Source organism: Priestia sp. FSL H7-0729 (assembly GCF_038005685.1).
Taxonomy (GTDB): Bacteria; Bacillota; Bacilli; order Paenibacillales; family Paenibacillaceae; genus Paenibacillus.
On sequence record NZ_JBBOTQ010000001.1, the window covers coordinates 1,204,204 to 1,219,290 of the forward strand.

The 15,087-nt window shown below is 45.6% G+C and carries 12 protein-coding genes; 2 read left to right on the plus strand and 10 right to left on the minus strand.

Annotated features, from left to right (window positions below; genetic code table 11):
* Positions 1-307: 307 nt before the first annotated feature.
* A complete protein-coding gene (locus MHH93_RS05015) occupies positions 308-1,345 on the plus strand; it encodes a LacI family DNA-binding transcriptional regulator (RefSeq protein ID WP_440388597.1) in 1,038 nt (345 codons plus the stop codon).
* Between the two features lie 170 nt (positions 1,346-1,515).
* Here the strand turns inward: MHH93_RS05015 and MHH93_RS05020 are convergent, their stop codons facing one another.
* Both MHH93_RS05020 and MHH93_RS05025 read right to left on the minus strand, forming a co-directional pair.
* Positions 1,516-2,484 (minus strand): D-2-hydroxyacid dehydrogenase family protein, encoded by a 969-nt coding sequence (locus MHH93_RS05020; RefSeq protein ID WP_500053071.1) that lies wholly within the window; start codon positions 2,482-2,484, stop codon positions 1,516-1,518.
* 150 nt (positions 2,485-2,634) lie between these two features.
* Positions 2,635-3,216, minus strand: coding sequence for a TetR/AcrR family transcriptional regulator (locus MHH93_RS05025; protein ID WP_500053072.1), 582 nt, complete (start codon positions 3,214-3,216; stop codon positions 2,635-2,637).
* Positions 3,217-3,447: 231 nt separating this feature from the next.
* Here MHH93_RS05025 and MHH93_RS05030 point away from each other — a divergent pair, with 231 nt between their 5' ends.
* The gene (locus MHH93_RS05030; RefSeq protein WP_500053073.1) at positions 3,448-4,668 is read left to right on the plus strand and encodes an MFS transporter; all 1,221 of its coding nucleotides are present in this window, start codon (positions 3,448-3,450) and stop codon (positions 4,666-4,668) included.
* Position 4,669: 1 nt separating this feature from the next.
* On the opposite strand, the gene MHH93_RS05035 is transcribed toward MHH93_RS05030, so the two are convergent.
* From MHH93_RS05035 to MHH93_RS05070, 8 genes are all read right to left on the minus strand, one after another.
* Entirely contained in the window at positions 4,670-4,831 is a 162-nt protein-coding gene (locus MHH93_RS05035; RefSeq protein ID WP_500053074.1) for a hypothetical protein, read from the minus strand.
* Positions 4,832-4,855: 24 nt separating this feature from the next.
* The gene (locus MHH93_RS05040) at positions 4,856-5,320 is read right to left on the minus strand and encodes an SRPBCC family protein (RefSeq protein ID WP_500053075.1); all 465 of its coding nucleotides are present in this window, start codon (positions 5,318-5,320) and stop codon (positions 4,856-4,858) included.
* Between the two features lie 172 nt (positions 5,321-5,492).
* The gene (locus tag MHH93_RS05045) at positions 5,493-6,584 is read right to left on the minus strand and encodes an HD-GYP domain-containing protein (RefSeq protein ID WP_062834101.1); all 1,092 of its coding nucleotides are present in this window, start codon (positions 6,582-6,584) and stop codon (positions 5,493-5,495) included.
* 281 nt (positions 6,585-6,865) lie between these two features.
* Positions 6,866-8,701, minus strand: a complete 1,836-nt coding sequence (locus MHH93_RS05050; protein WP_500053076.1) for a UbiD family decarboxylase — start codon at positions 8,699-8,701, stop codon at positions 6,866-6,868.
* A gap of 212 nt (positions 8,702-8,913) precedes the next feature.
* Positions 8,914-10,245, minus strand: coding sequence for a sensor histidine kinase (locus tag MHH93_RS05055; protein ID WP_500053077.1), 1,332 nt, complete (start codon positions 10,243-10,245; stop codon positions 8,914-8,916).
* A gap of 2 nt (positions 10,246-10,247) precedes the next feature.
* Positions 10,248-10,916: a response regulator transcription factor gene (locus MHH93_RS05060; protein ID WP_500053078.1), complete on the minus strand. Its 669-nt coding sequence runs from the start codon at positions 10,914-10,916 to the stop codon at positions 10,248-10,250.
* Between the two features lie 28 nt (positions 10,917-10,944).
* Positions 10,945-12,909 (minus strand): ABC transporter ATP-binding protein/permease, encoded by a 1,965-nt coding sequence (locus MHH93_RS05065; protein WP_500053079.1) that lies wholly within the window; start codon positions 12,907-12,909, stop codon positions 10,945-10,947.
* A gap of 193 nt (positions 12,910-13,102) precedes the next feature.
* Positions 13,103-15,040, minus strand: coding sequence for an S-layer homology domain-containing protein (locus MHH93_RS05070; protein ID WP_500053080.1), 1,938 nt, complete (start codon positions 15,038-15,040; stop codon positions 13,103-13,105).
* Positions 15,041-15,087 lie beyond the last annotated feature (47 nt).

Genomic DNA, 15,087 nt, shown 5'->3' on the forward strand with positions numbered 1-15,087 from the left:
CCTTCCGATCGCTGTTATCCCCAGATTTTTTTGATCCCTTATATAAAGGGGAAATCCGGAGATAAAGGCGAACGCTCCGCTTCTTCAGGTCCTTTCCGTCCTCTCCGTTTTGTGTAAATGTTTAGTTCAATTTATATAGATGGTATGACAAATGGATTAGATTCAATCCATGTCTCGGCATAAGTATGGTCCATTCATGGGATACTTCATGGCTCAAATGTTATAATTAAGTTATATAACTATCGTGAAGTGCATACATATTCCTAAATATTCGGAATCGTTTCCGATAAAGTGAGGTAACCATACATTGAGGAAAGAACAGAAACTTACCATCAAGGACGTGGCAGAGCGTGCCGGTGTGGGCATTGCTACCGTATCCCGGGCCATCAACAATTCAGAAGGCATAAGTATTAAAACACGAGATAAGGTAATGCAGGCCATTGAGGAACTGGGATTTGTACCCAACACCTCCGCACAGAGTCTGAAAATTAGGCAAACACACCAAATCGCGCTCGTTGTACCTGATATACGTAACGCCATTATCCCGGAAATTTCGTGGTCTGTAGAGCAAACGGCGAAGCAGCATGGGTACCATGTCGTGCAGATCAATACGGCAGGAAATGCCCGAACCGAGCTGGAAACCATTCGTAATGTAAAAAAATTGCATGTCGACGGACTGATCTTCATGCCTCTCGCATATCCCAAAACGTTACCCGGACTGATCGATAAAGCCCCTCTCCCTATCTCCATGATTAACTACGGCAAGAAACTGGAACCGGGCATGAAAGCGGATATCGTCTCTCTGTCTCAACCTGAAGGCAAACTGGTGATGGAGCATCTGTTCAAGATCGGCCGGACCCGGATTGCCTATGCCGGAGCACCTAAAGACATTATTGAAGAACGCTTCCGGGCGTATGAGCAAGCTGTTGGCCATGTGGACATTTCGCTCGTCTATTTCGGTGAGGACTTTTCATTGAATACCGGTGCCAATGCTGCAGATTATTTCTACGGACTTACGCATATGCCAGATGCCGTCTATGCCATTAATGATATGGTCGCCATTGGTTTGGTTAATCGGTTCAAGGAGTTAGGCATTCGTGTTCCTGAAGATGTGGCTGTGGTGGGTGTGGACAACAATCAATGGACCACTGTCTCGTCTCCGCAGATTAGTTCGGTGTCCATTATGGGGGAAGAAGTCGCCAGACTCGCTACCGAGTTGTTGTTAAAACGTATTCGGGAGATGAGCACGACCGACTACGAGCACATTCAGTTTGAACCTCGTTTAATCGTTCGTGAATCTAGCGTTGCCCCGATCCGTTCTTCTCTGTCAGGACCGCGCATTTAATTTCGATGAATGGAATGAAGTGCTTAGGACTATACCATTCCCTTTAGTTCTTCTACTACACTGAAACACCAATAAGGTGTTGCTCAGGGATAATCCAATCCTGACAACACCTTATTTATCATTGAGTTCATATAACAATACGCAGGGTCGTTATTCAATATACAATTATTCTAAGGAAGCAGTTGCCTGATTGGCGTTCCCTTCAGAAACATCTCTATGTTCTCTACGGTGTGATTATAATAAATCTCATAATTGCCACGAGTCACATACCCCAAATGAGGTGTAGCCAGAACGTTAGGCAATGTTCTCATAATATGGTTAACCGGCAGCGGTTCCTGCTCATATACATCCAGACCAGCACCGGCAATCCAACCACTTTGCAACGCCTCCACCATGGCTTCCTGATGGACAATGCCCGCTCGTGACGTATTGATGAGCAGCGCACTCGGTTTCATTTGTTGAAATTCAGCTTGTCCAATCAGATTACGTGTACGATCACTTAACACCAGATGAATGGAAACGATATCGCTCTGTGCAAGCAATTGCTCCTTGGTCTCTGAATAGATCACCCCATATTTTTCGGCTTTCTCTCGTGTCAGATTTTCGCTCCAGGCCATCACGTTCATGCCGAATGCTCGTGCGATCTCAGCCATACGCGTGCCTATTTTACCCAAACCGAGCAATCCAAGTGTTCTTCCGTGCAGATCCAACCCTACAGTGCTCTGCCAGTTTCGATTGGAACGAAGTGCATTATTTTCCGTAACCAGTTGTCTGGACAGTCCCAGAATGAGTGCCCACGTAAGTTCCGTCGGCGGATTAGAGCTTCCCTCGGTTCCACACACAATAATCCCGTTCATCTCCGCAGCCTTGAGGTCTATGGACGCATTGCGCATACCACTTGTAATCAGAAGTTTTAGCTTAGGGAACTGCGAAATGACCTTCTCCGGAAACGGTGTACGTTCCCGCATGAGAACCACAATGTGGAAGTCCTGCAATTCTTGAATGACTTTTTCTTCGGAGCCCATATAGTTGTTGAATGTCTGAATTTCTACCTGATCCATCAGCGGACTCCAGTCCGCCGACGTCAGCGCAACGTTCTGATAATCATCCAAAACGGCACAGCGCAACTTCGTATCCATTCCTGATCGCCTCCTAGATCTGCTCAATTCTTATTCATATTGTAACAACTCTGCATTGATCTGCCCAATGTCCTCAGACACACATAAGAGCAGGGAAGCAACTTCATAAAATAAACTGCTCCACATCACTTTGAACAGGATAATTCCCTATTACTGCAGCAAAGACAACGTGACCTGGATGCTCTGCTCAACAAACAAGCGGTCCGGTCCTGACTTCATCAGAACAGTCAATCCAATCATGGATACAACCAAAGATTGCGCGACCGCACTCGCGTTCAAGTGAGCAGACAATTCCCCCTTTTGCTGTCCACGTTCTATGGTTTCCTTGAAAAGAACACCCAGATACATCTGATGCTCCCGTGTAAGGACAGCGAATTTAGGATCATGTGGAGCCAGTTCAACCATCGTATTAATGCAAAAACAGCCGTGGCTAGGCTCGGTCACACTCCCCTCTGCGCCAATATGTTCAAACAGTTCTCGAAAGGCTTCTCGCACGGAGGTGCCCTGTTGAAGTCTGGCTCTGACTTGTGCCGCATGCTGAGTGGTATACCTGCGAAGCGCAGTTTCAAATAATTCCTTCTTATCGCCAAAAGCCGCGTACAGACTGGGACGTTGAATGCCCATTGCACTCGTCAAATCACTCAAAGATGCCGCTTCGAATCCCTTGTCCCAAAATGTATGCATCGCTGCATCAAGTGCTTTATCCGTATCAAATTCCCGTTGTCTAACCATACAACCCACCTCTTTATGTATCGATCAGTATATTTATTTATTTTAACCTCATAACAATAAATAAGTCAAAGATCACTCATTTGAAACAAAATGAGTTCCAGAGATAAAGCGTTTTAACTACATTAAAAAATCTCATGCAACTCTCTGTTGACAGTGTTCATGCAAATAAAGTATGTTTATCCCGAAACATAAAATACCGATCAGTACATAATAGAAAGGGGACATCCATTCATGCAAACTTCTTCTTCAGATGTACAATTAACCACTAAGGAACGTCCTGCCATGTCACGCTTAGTTGCTCTTCTCTTTGCCGTGTGCAGTGGACTTGCAGTCGCCAATATCTATTATGCTCAACCTTTGCTGGACTCGATTGCTCAAGAATTCAACCTCTCTCCATCATCCATAGGGGTTGTTATCACAGTGACTCAAATATGTTATGCTCTGGGGCTGTTTCTCCTCGTTCCACTTGGTGACCTCTTAAACCGCCGTAGGCTGATCATCACCCAAATGCTCTTATCCGTACTTGCACTGGTTCTCGTAGGAACCGCACAGTCCAGCTCACTTTTATTCACCGGTATGGCTGTCGTAGGTCTGCTCGCGGTCATTACGCAAACATTGGTTGCCTTTGCTGCACACCTGGCAGCACCTTCTGAACGAGGTCGCATTGTCGGGCAGGTCACCAGCGGAATCGTCATTGGCATATTACTTGCACGAACGGTTGCAGGTACGCTGAACGATTGGCTTGGGTGGAGATCGGTGTATCTCTTCTCTGCCAGCCTTACTTTACTCGGAATTGTGGCCTTGTTTCTTGTTCTCCCAAGGCAACAATCCCCACATGTGAAACAAAGTTATGTCCAACTACTCGGCTCCGTCTTGCTACTATACCGTGAGTTGCGTGTATTACGAGTACGAGGTGTACTGGCCATGCTGATTTTCACAGCTTTCAGCATCTTGTGGACTTCCATGGTTCTGCCACTAAGTAGCCCTCCACTGTCCCTGTCTCATACGGTCATAGGTGCATTCGGTCTCGCAGGAGCGGCTGGAGCACTGGCTGCTGCCCGTGCTGGTAAACTCGCTGATCGGGGCCTCGGGCAAAAAACAACCGGTATCTCTCTTGTCATTCTGCTCTTGTCCTGGCTGCCCATCGGTTATGTCCATCACTCCTTGTGGTTCCTGATCCTGGGCGTTATCCTGCTCGATCTCGCCGTGCAAGCCGTACATGTTACCAACCAGAGCCTGATCTACGAAGTTCGCCCCGAAGCTCAGAGCCGCCTTACGGCAGCATATATGATCTTTTACTCCGTCGGCAGTGCAGCCGGCTCCATCGTTTCTACCCAAGTGTATGCATGGGCGGGCTGGACAGCGGTTTGCTGGTTAGGTGCGGGCGTTAGTGCAGGCGCACTTCTGTTCTGGATGATCGATCATCATGTGAATCGAAAGCTCGATCATTGAGTTAGTCCAGTTTATTCCATACCACAATAAACAGGGTTGCTAACGGACCAACGAACAGGGAAATCAGAAACCAGTTCCGACCGCTTCTGTTTTTCCCCTGTGCCAGTCCGGCATTGATCAAGGCAAGAGTGCCCCAACCTACATAATATTGATTGTCAAACAAACGTCATCTCTCCTTTTATCCATTTCATTCTGGATGCTGTTCAAGCATCGCTTTGAGTTTACGATTACGACTCTCCAGAAATGCTTGCATGTATCTTTTCAGTACAAGGCGCTCCGCTGTCCAACCCAGTAATCCAAGTGGCGCTTCAAACCGTAGCTTGTCTCTCATACAAGTCTTCTGATCTCCAATTGCGCTGAAATGATGTTCATGTCGCATGCTCTTGAAAGCCCCCTTCTCCATCTGATCCACAAATAGAAATGGTCGTTCATACTGCACAATTCGGGACTTCAACTGCTGTCTGACCCCAAAATGAGTAGCCTGAAATGTAACGGTGCCCCCTGCTCCAATTCTTCCTGCGGTTACTCCTGCGACGGCCCGTTCTCGCGTATGTTTCCAGACAGTCTGTGTATGTAAGTCAATATCCCGGGCATAGTCAAAGCACCGTTCAATCGAGGCATGTATCGTATTCTCGGTTGATACTTCAATCATGGCGATCGCTCCCATAGGAAAAATTAGGTCTTTGCAAAGTATACGCTTGCTTCCTTGGTCGAACAACACATTAAGGTTGATATAACAAAAAACGGGTCCCCTGTCTTAGTGCAGGAGGCCCGTCTTTCAAAAAAAATGGATGGCAATGATTGAGAAGCGATAACCATTGATATTAAATAAGCAATTCATCAATAGCAAGCGTACGCTCTTTGGAGAGATCGCGATATTCTTCAGATTCCACTTTGATAAGCGGTTTGAAAATATCAGACGTATTGTTCATGACAATAACACCTTTTTCTCCGTTACTCAGCAAAACTTGTTTGCCGATGAAATTAGGAAGCAAATGTTGCATCAAAGCCTGAACCGGCTTTTCATTCAGTTTACCAAATCCCATTCCATAGATATCTCTAAGGTTGTTGATCAGGTTCGGATTGCTGCCTCCGTGGCTTCCGGATCTCATACCAATATAGATGTCGGCTACAGATACAATCTGGGTATATGGATGAATTTCACTTTTCTCAAGCTGCATCGGATAACCAGACCCATCTTCCCGCTCGTGATGCTGTAGAGCAACCAGTGCTGTCGCTTCATCCGTCATGGAATTTTTGATAATTTCATGACCATATATCGTGTGACGTTGCATTTCCAGCTGCTCGTCCGCTGTCAGCGGTTCTGTTTTGTTCCGAATCCGGTGGGATACTTTACACTTTCCGATGTCATGCAGATAACCACCACGACTAATCTGGTAACTTTCCTTCTGAGAATATCCGAGCCAGTTCGCTAGGTAGAAGGACAACAAACCTACCTGGATTGAATGTGTATAGTTATTGACGTCATCGCGTTCCAGCATCATCAGGAGATGAACGACATCTTTCTGCTCATCCAGTCCCTCTACCATCGGTTGCAGTGCATCATCCACCATAGTGGCGTTGAACTTGCCAACAGTCAGAGCTTCGAGAAAAGCATTTTGATAATTATGTACAGTCTGAATAAATTGGGACTTCATCTCTTCTTCAGGCGGCTCTTCCTTCGTGCTTACGCTTGACCCGGAAGCATGCTTTGCCGCTGCAGCAAAAAATTCGGCCTCAGTAATTTCCTCTTCACGTGATTCAATATCTACATAATCTACACGGTGCTGCATAAGCAAGGAGATATCCTCACTTTTGATCACAGTTCCCTTCCCGAGAACGTGTAATCCTGCATCGCTGAATGTATCCGCAGTCAGACGGTCTCCGTCTTGCAGGTTCATAATATGGATTCTCAAATCGGTATTCCCCCTGAACAATTCATTATAGTAACAGCACCCAATGGAAAGGGGCCACAAAAATACCTATACTTCTTTATATCGTTATAATTCTTCATTTCATACATAGTTCAAACGACCTTAATCGCAAAGGTAAATACGAACATATAAGACTTTATCCTCACTCTAATATTCAAATTAGTCCCGGTTTTAAACTTTTAACTCTTTGTATCTCATCGCTGTATCAGGGCAAGCCAAAGAAGTTCAAACGGTGAGTTTGAACTTCTTTAAGACATCTCATATTAGATTTTGATTGAACCCAGACTTGCCCCTTTCACAAATAAACGTTCAATGCTCTTCTCTACCGAAGCATCGGGAATCAGCGGCGGTGCTTGGTGAGGTTTGGTCCGCGCATCAATAATTACCTGATCACAACCCCAGTGTTTGTGGTCATACCCGCTATTAACTCCATACATGTCATGTGAAGGATTGCTGCGGGTAAACGTGGCCCACAAGAAATTACTGAGATTAGCACTCAGGAACGAACTGTCATCACAGAGGATAATCATCGGACATGAGTTCAGACCTCCCTGTTCTGACAATAGAGACGTGAATGCTTGCATCTCGAGCGCAGTATCCGCGTAACTTGTGAAGGCTGATGTCTGGATCGAAACGATGCCCGGCATGATAAGCTGCGGATTTGCATATCCGCGTATGTTTTTCAAAGACTCTGGAACTTCCGTGCACAGATCCCGAATCTTATCGCCATATGCTGCAAAAACGACCTTACTGCCACTGTTCAGTCCTGTACCTGAGTAATCCAATGTATCAATCGTCGTGTGGGTGTGGAAATGAATATCTCGCTGCAGGTCCATGCGCTCCAAAATATAGGTCAGGAATTCAACTTCCTTATGGGTATCCAATGGCTGCTGATCCTCAGCGGTAATAAACAGATATTTCGCCAGACTGAGCTGACCCGTACCCAAAATACGATTGGCAATCGTAAGCAACTCTGTCGGCTGTTTCACCGCCTGATACGGCGTGTAACGCTCACTGCCGATAGCAAACAACAATGGATGGACACCTGCCGCATCGACCGCATGTACTTCTTTAACGCCCGGAATCTCCTGTTTAATCGCATCTCCTGTAATCTCATGAATCAAGTCGCCAAACGCTGTATCCTCTTGAGGCGGACGACCCACAACCGTAAAGGGCCAGATGGCATTAGGTTTGGCATAGACTTTATGCACACGCATTAACGGGAATTCATGCGTCAGACTGTAATAACCCAGATGATCCCCGAACGGCCCCTCGGGCTTCGTCTCGCCTGGGTAGATGTCACCTGTGATGACAAAATCAGCATCATTACTGATGCAATATCCGTCCTTATAACTGTACCGGAAGCGACGCCCGGCGAGTAATCCGGCAAATGTCATCTCACTGAGTCCTTCAGGCAAAGGCATAACGGCTGAAAGTGTATGTGCTGGGGGACCCCCAATGAAAATACTAACTTTCAGTGGTTCGCCTTTTTTGACCGCTTTGGCTTGATGTATACCGATTCCACGATGAATCTGATAGTGCAAACCAATTTCCTTGTTCATTTCAAAATCATTGCCATTCAACTGAACCCGGTACATTCCCAGATTGGAATTCATGATGCCTGGCTTATCCGGATCTTCCGAATATACTTGTGGCAGAGTCACGAATGCCCCACCATCCATCGGCCAGTGCTTGATGAGCGGCAGGTCCGAGATTTGGATCTCTTGCGCGGATACGGGTAGGCTGATAGACTTCTGTTTTGGCAGCGCCTGCCATGCAGCTAGACCTGTGCGGACATGTTGAAATGGTGTCTTCAGCGCCTTCATGGGATCGTCACGAACAGCCATGACCCGTTGTACGCCTTCGAGCGTACCGCGGAACATGAATTTGCTTCGTTCCACTGTGCCGAACAGATTCGATACAGCCTGGAACTTCGAGCCTTTTACATTTTCAAATAACAACGCCGGGCCTTTAGCCTCGTGCACTTTCATATGGATGGCTGCCATTTCCAGATGAGGATCAACCTCTTCTTTGACCCGAATCAAATGACCGTGCTGCTCCAGATCGTTAATACAATCTTCCATATTGCGATATTTCATTGAATGGCTCCATTCTGTGTATGATAAATTGATTAAGTTCATAGATTCACATAACGTCTCTTCTATTTTATCAAATGATTCCCTGCTAAACAAAACTATATATGAAATTTTGTCGAGTATCCTAATATCAAAAAAGCAATATGAAGCAATCTGAATCCTGAACGCACAGGAACCGATTGTTTTCATATTGCTGCTTTCTATTCTGGCTTGCCTTATGATGTAATAACCGATCTGGGAATTGTGACAATAAACTGCGTACCTTTTCCTACTTCGCTCTCTACATCAATTGTACATTGATGCAATTTCAAAATTTTAATTATAATGGACAACCCTAATCCATTGCCTCGAAGCGAGCTGCTTCGCGCTTTGTCCACCATGTAGAATCGATCAAAGATATACGGAACCGCTTCCTCAGGTATACCTTGTCCAGAATCTCTAATCAATACCTTCACGAATGAAGATGTCGTCTCAATCTCGACATGAATGGTACCCTTAGGGCCGGTGTATTTGATCGCATTGTTTATTAAATTCTGCCAGACTTGATCAAACAAATCTTTGTCCACTGTGATCTCACATGGCAACAAGTCCAATTCGATCTGTATGTCCTTCTTTGACCACTGTGGCTCCGCCAGCAAGATCGCCCTTCTTAATTGTTCATCGACCTGGAACGTGGTGAAATGAACCGGATGATGCTCCGAATCCAGCGAGGCAAGCCGAAGCAGATTATCACTGAGCCTCGATAAGCGCAGCGTTTCCTCATAGATAATATCCAGGTGCTCTTTCTGCTCTCCTAATGGAATAACACCATCCTGCAGTGCTCTGGTAAATCCCCTGATCGACGTGAGCGGAGACTGCATTTCATGAGAGACGTTGCTGACAAAGTCATCACGAACAGAATCGATTTTTTGCAACTCACTGGCCATATGATTAAAGCTCTCCATCAGTTCCCCAAACTCATCCTGATTATTATGTTTCAAGCGAACCGACAGATCACCTGATGACATCTCCTTCGCAGCAACCGTTAACCTCTTAATCGGTTTCACAATGTACCCGGACATGAACAGGATCAGTAGGCTACCAATGACCAGTACCGTTAATAGTGAGGTTAAGAGCGTGTTTCGCAGTGTGTGAAAAAGAGAAGAGAAATCGCTTTGAATCAGGAAAGTGCCGATCCCCTCATCGGTTCCAGGAACACCTATGGTCGCAATTCCATCTTTACTGGATATAAACATGGCATCGGTTGTCCCCGCCTCAAATAACGAATGTACTTTATCCTTTGGCAAGGAAGATAACACTTCACTTTGTTCATTCACGGGAGTAATATTCAAGCCGTAGCGGGCAAAGATATCGAAGCTTGATTTCACTTTTTCCGGATCATCGATCAGGTTAATCATTGTAGCGATGTCTTCAGCAAAGGTAACCATCAAACGATTCGGCGCCTTTTCGCGGGACCCGTTATTGATCATAAAGGAGAGAATTAAACTCACCAGAACAATCCCGATAAACGTAGCCACAATTCGAAGTCGCAGGCTCTTCCTCAGCATCTTCATGCCCGCTCCAGTCGATATCCAAGTCCTCTTATCGTTGAGATCACCAGTTCAGGTACAGGTTCAAGCCGTTCCCTTAACCGCTTGATATGCACGTCGACCGTACGCTCATCGCCTTCATAATCGATGCCCCATAGATCATCTATAAGCTGTGTACGTGTGAATATTTTCCCTGGCGAACTCGCCAGAGCAAACAACAATTCACATTCCTTCTTTTTCAATTCGATGGTTTGACCATCTGCAACGACCATCAGATTGCCCAAATCAATCGTTACACCGCTGATCTGAATGATATTCGATGAAATTTTGTTATATCGTTTCAATAACGATTTCACACGCAGGATTAACTCCACAGGATCAAAAGGTTTAACCAGGTAATCGTCTGACCCGGCATTAAATCCTCTGACTTTGTCCTTGGATTCTCCCTTGGCAGTCACCATCAGGATCGGAATATCCAGATAAGACCGGATATCTTCCGTAAGTTCAATGCCGTCTATTCGTGGCATCATCACATCCACAATCGCCAGATCAACTTTTGTATGAGAGAGAAAATCTAACGCCTCTTGTCCGTCTGCCGCTTCCATCACGGAAAATTGATTCTTTTCAAGATAGATTCGGATTAATTTGCGGATATGGGAATCATCGTCCACCACCAGAATCGTGTTCATGTAGCCATTGTCCTTTCCGCAACTGGTTTTATTCGTATCGCAAGGATTCCATCGGGTCCAGCTTCGCCGCTTTTGATGAAGGCATCAAACCAGCCACGATACTAATCGCTGTACTTACCACGAGACCGAACAAGATGTAATATCCCGAGAGATTAATCAGTTTTGCTCCAAACGCATTGTCCAGAAGTATATTTAACACATAACTTATAATCACTGCAAAGATTACCGCAATAATACCACTAAATACACCTAATAAGGCAGATTCGGAGAAGAATATTCGTTTAATATCCTTCTTTCTTGCTCCAATCGCCCGCAGTATTCCGATCTCTTTCGTGCGTTCCACGACACTAATATAGAGTACTACCAGTATCATAATACCGGATACGATCAACGAAATGCCTGCAATACCCGCGAGCACAATGGAAGCCATACTTACGTAAGTCGTGATATTCTCCATGACCTTGGCCATCTGGGAGCCCGCGAAGCCAGCGTCAACAGCAGCTTCATTGATATCATTTACATATTTCATATCGGTGGCATAGGCATTAACCTGAATCGGTCCAATTGTTATTCCTTTGTCCGAGTACATTTGCTCTAACGTCTCTGATGAGATGTATCCCGGGGATTGCTGCATTGGAGATCGTTGATCTGCCGCTTCGTAGATCCCTGAGATTTTTACTTCTTTCTCCAAAGTCACTGGTTTATTATTGCTATCCATCTCATTGATATATAGAAGCACGGACTTGCCGATCATGGAATCAGGTTGGTCATTTCCGCTTAATTTATTCGCCGTATCGAGGGGTAACAACATCTCATTTTCCGCCGGGAGGACCCCCGTTGTCATCAGTGCTGGATCAAAAGCATCCGTTAACGTCGTTAACTGCGTAAGGCCCACACTTTGTTTTTCATTCACCATCGTCGATTGGCCTGTAATGGTCGTAATTGTCTCTACATGATCCACATTAGGAAAATTGCGAATCGTCTCGATATCAGCTTCGGTGAACGGTTCACCTGGTGCCATCAAGGCTTCGGGGCCTTGCATGTCTTTGGCTTCTTCACTTGGCTTGGTTATATCCACGAGCAAAGGGTCCATACTTGAATTGATCTCGTCATTCAGATACGTCGTTATACCATTCCCCAAGGAGAGCATCAGAAGTACACTTAATATACCTATAGATCCACCCAATGCTACCAGTACATTACGCTTGCCGTTGAGTTTCATATTTTTGAGTGCCATCTTGAATGAAGCAAGTAAGCCCAAGCTTCGGGAAGAACCCTGACCACTCTCGTAAACAGCCGTAGAAGGATCTTTGAGATGAATATCATCACTGATGCGCCCCTCTTCTACTTTCACAATACGTGTACCGGAGTCAGCGACTTTCTGCGAGTGAGTTACGGCGATTACCAACATTCCCTTTTTCGCTATACTGTCGAGCAGAGCGAGGATTTGATCTCCGTTTTCCCTATCCAGAGCACCTGTTGGTTCATCTGCGAGAATAATGTCCGGATTGTTGGATAAAGCCCGTGCGATGGAAACCCGTTGCTTCTGACCGCCAGATAACTGGTTGGGACGTTTGTTCAGGTGATCCTTCAGTCCAACCTCTGTTAATATATCAACGGCACGCTGGTTCCGTTCCTTCTCATTGGTGTCTGTCATTTGCATGGCAATCGTCACATTCTCGAGGACAGACAGATGCGGGATCAGATTGAAATTTTGAAAGACAAAGCCGATATTATTCTTCCGATAATCATCCATTTCCTTCTCTGTCATGGCACTTAAATTCTTGCCACGAACAACGACGTCCCCTTCATAATCGGAGTCCATGCCACCAATAATATTCATCAGTGTCGACTTACCGCAGCCAGATTCGCCGAGGATGGAGACAAATTCCCCCGTCTCAAAGCTCAGGTTCAAACCGTGGAGCACCGGAACTTTTTCTTTTCCATATAACGTGTATGATTTCTTCACATTTTTGACTTCTAGTATTTTCATATAGCTCTCTTCCTCTCCTGATCATGCACGATATCTATCTATTTAATGTTCATATCGTAGCAAATCTGTGTGAACTGATAATGAACTAGACCATTGCACCTATAAGAGGTTGCTCGAAAGAACTAAATACAAAAAACACCTACACTTACTTGAAATGAATCTTCCTAAGTAAGTGTAGGTGTCCAAAATTTGATTAAATTAATCCGGCTTTTGCCAGCAGCCTTTTTACAATTGCCGCCGACTGCGCACGACTGATATCTGCTTCTGACATCAGCTTGCCATCAGCACCTTGTACCAGTTCTTGTTTAATTGCCGAAGCAACCGGCTCTGCTGCCCAAGCCTGTACTTTGGCACTATCGCTGTATGTGCTCAGCAGACTTGTTGTCTCTGACGCGTCGGCCTGTGCCAGACCGACTAGTTTCATCGCACGTGACACAATCGTCAGCGCTTCAGCACGAGAAATTTCGCTGTTGGGACGGAAGCTGTCGTCAGCATAACCTGAGATCAGGCCGAAGGACACAGCCGTCTGAACCTCATCCTCATACCAGCTTCCTGTCTTCACATCCGTGAATGATGTCGCTTCTGTGCTAATCGGGGAGTGCAAACCCAAACCTCTTAACAGAACAGCCGTGAACTCTGCTCGCGTAATACTCCGGTCTGGCGCAAATACGTTCTCACCGGTTCCTTGTACGATCAGGCGGGATGCCAGATCTTGTACGTCATCACGACTCCAATGACTCGTTACATCACTGAATGTTGTCGGGTGATAGATCAAGGCGTAAGTACTGTTCGTCAAACTGTTAATAACAGCAGAATCATGTCCATTGCCTTTGATAACCTTGGTCGGCACATGCAGAAGGCTTCCATCTGGTTGAAGCACAACTCCTGTCGTGATCTTTGAACCATCGACACCTTCTGGCAATGTGATAGAGCGCTCTACATAGGAGTTGAAACGATCCACATTAACTTGTTGTCCATTCCAGATGGCTTTTACTTCAAAATCAACTGGAGCTGCAACAACAGTAGTGTTCTGCATCTTGTCCGCTGCGGCCTGAATGGCTGATTGCTTGGATGCAGCACTAGGTGCAATAGCGATCTGAATGGTGATATCTTCCAGTGGTAGAGTACTTCCGAATTGGTTCAGAACCTGATCAATCTGAATCTGATTTGCCGGGAGGGTGTACGTACCACTGTCTGTCTGAATGACAACTTCGGCATTACTTCCTTCCATCGTTTTAACCAGTTTGCCGTTCAGTTCACCAACGACTGCATTCTTGCCAGTACCTGTCATCGGCAGCAGAAGTGTTCTTAGTCCACTTCCAATCTGATTGATGACTTTGTCATTATCCACGTGCACAGTAGTGGTAACCAGATTGTTTACCGTTGATGTGGTAGCCGTGGCAGATTGTTCTTGTTTCTGTCCGTTCACATAGATGTCTACACCTTTGGTTACCGCTGGAGTAGAGGGAACAGGTGTAACCACTGGTGAAGTTGGCGATACACTGCCTCCTCCTCCCGAAGAATTACCTGGATTAGGTGTAGAATTGCCACCACCTGAGTTTGCTGCCGTAATTGTGATGGTTCCACCGGACAATTCAGTGTAACTCTGATGTTCCACATTCGTAAAATGCCAATGTTCTGAATCCGTTTGATCTACGGATAGCTGTTTCGTTCCAGGCGTCGCGTTGTTTTTGGCCTTGATCTCCATATCAAATAATTGGGTTTCATCTACAATTGAATGGTCACCCCCGGTAAAATCAACCCATATGATTCGTACCCAGCCTTCCGCACTGTTAATTTCGTACTGGAAATCTGCTACACCCTCTTCATTTGGGGAGGTAGCGATGGCGTTGATCGATTTAGGCGTGATCCGAACAATTTCCAATGCAGACGTATCATAATCAATCTGCATATTATAAGCTTTCACTCCGAAATAGGACTTCTTCAATGCAACAGGTACATGAACGGTCTGCCCTGCCTGTACGCTCACATTTGCAAATTGTACTTGTGATGGTTCTACCGGTTCTGCTCCAGCTACATTCGGCAATATGAGTGAAGAGAGTAATGTCAGTGCGATCAGACCTGACATTGTTTTTCTGATTCTAGGGCGTTTCTTTTTCGGTTGAAACATGTGATAGCCTCCATGTCTATATCAATTGATAGATCGTATGGTAAAGA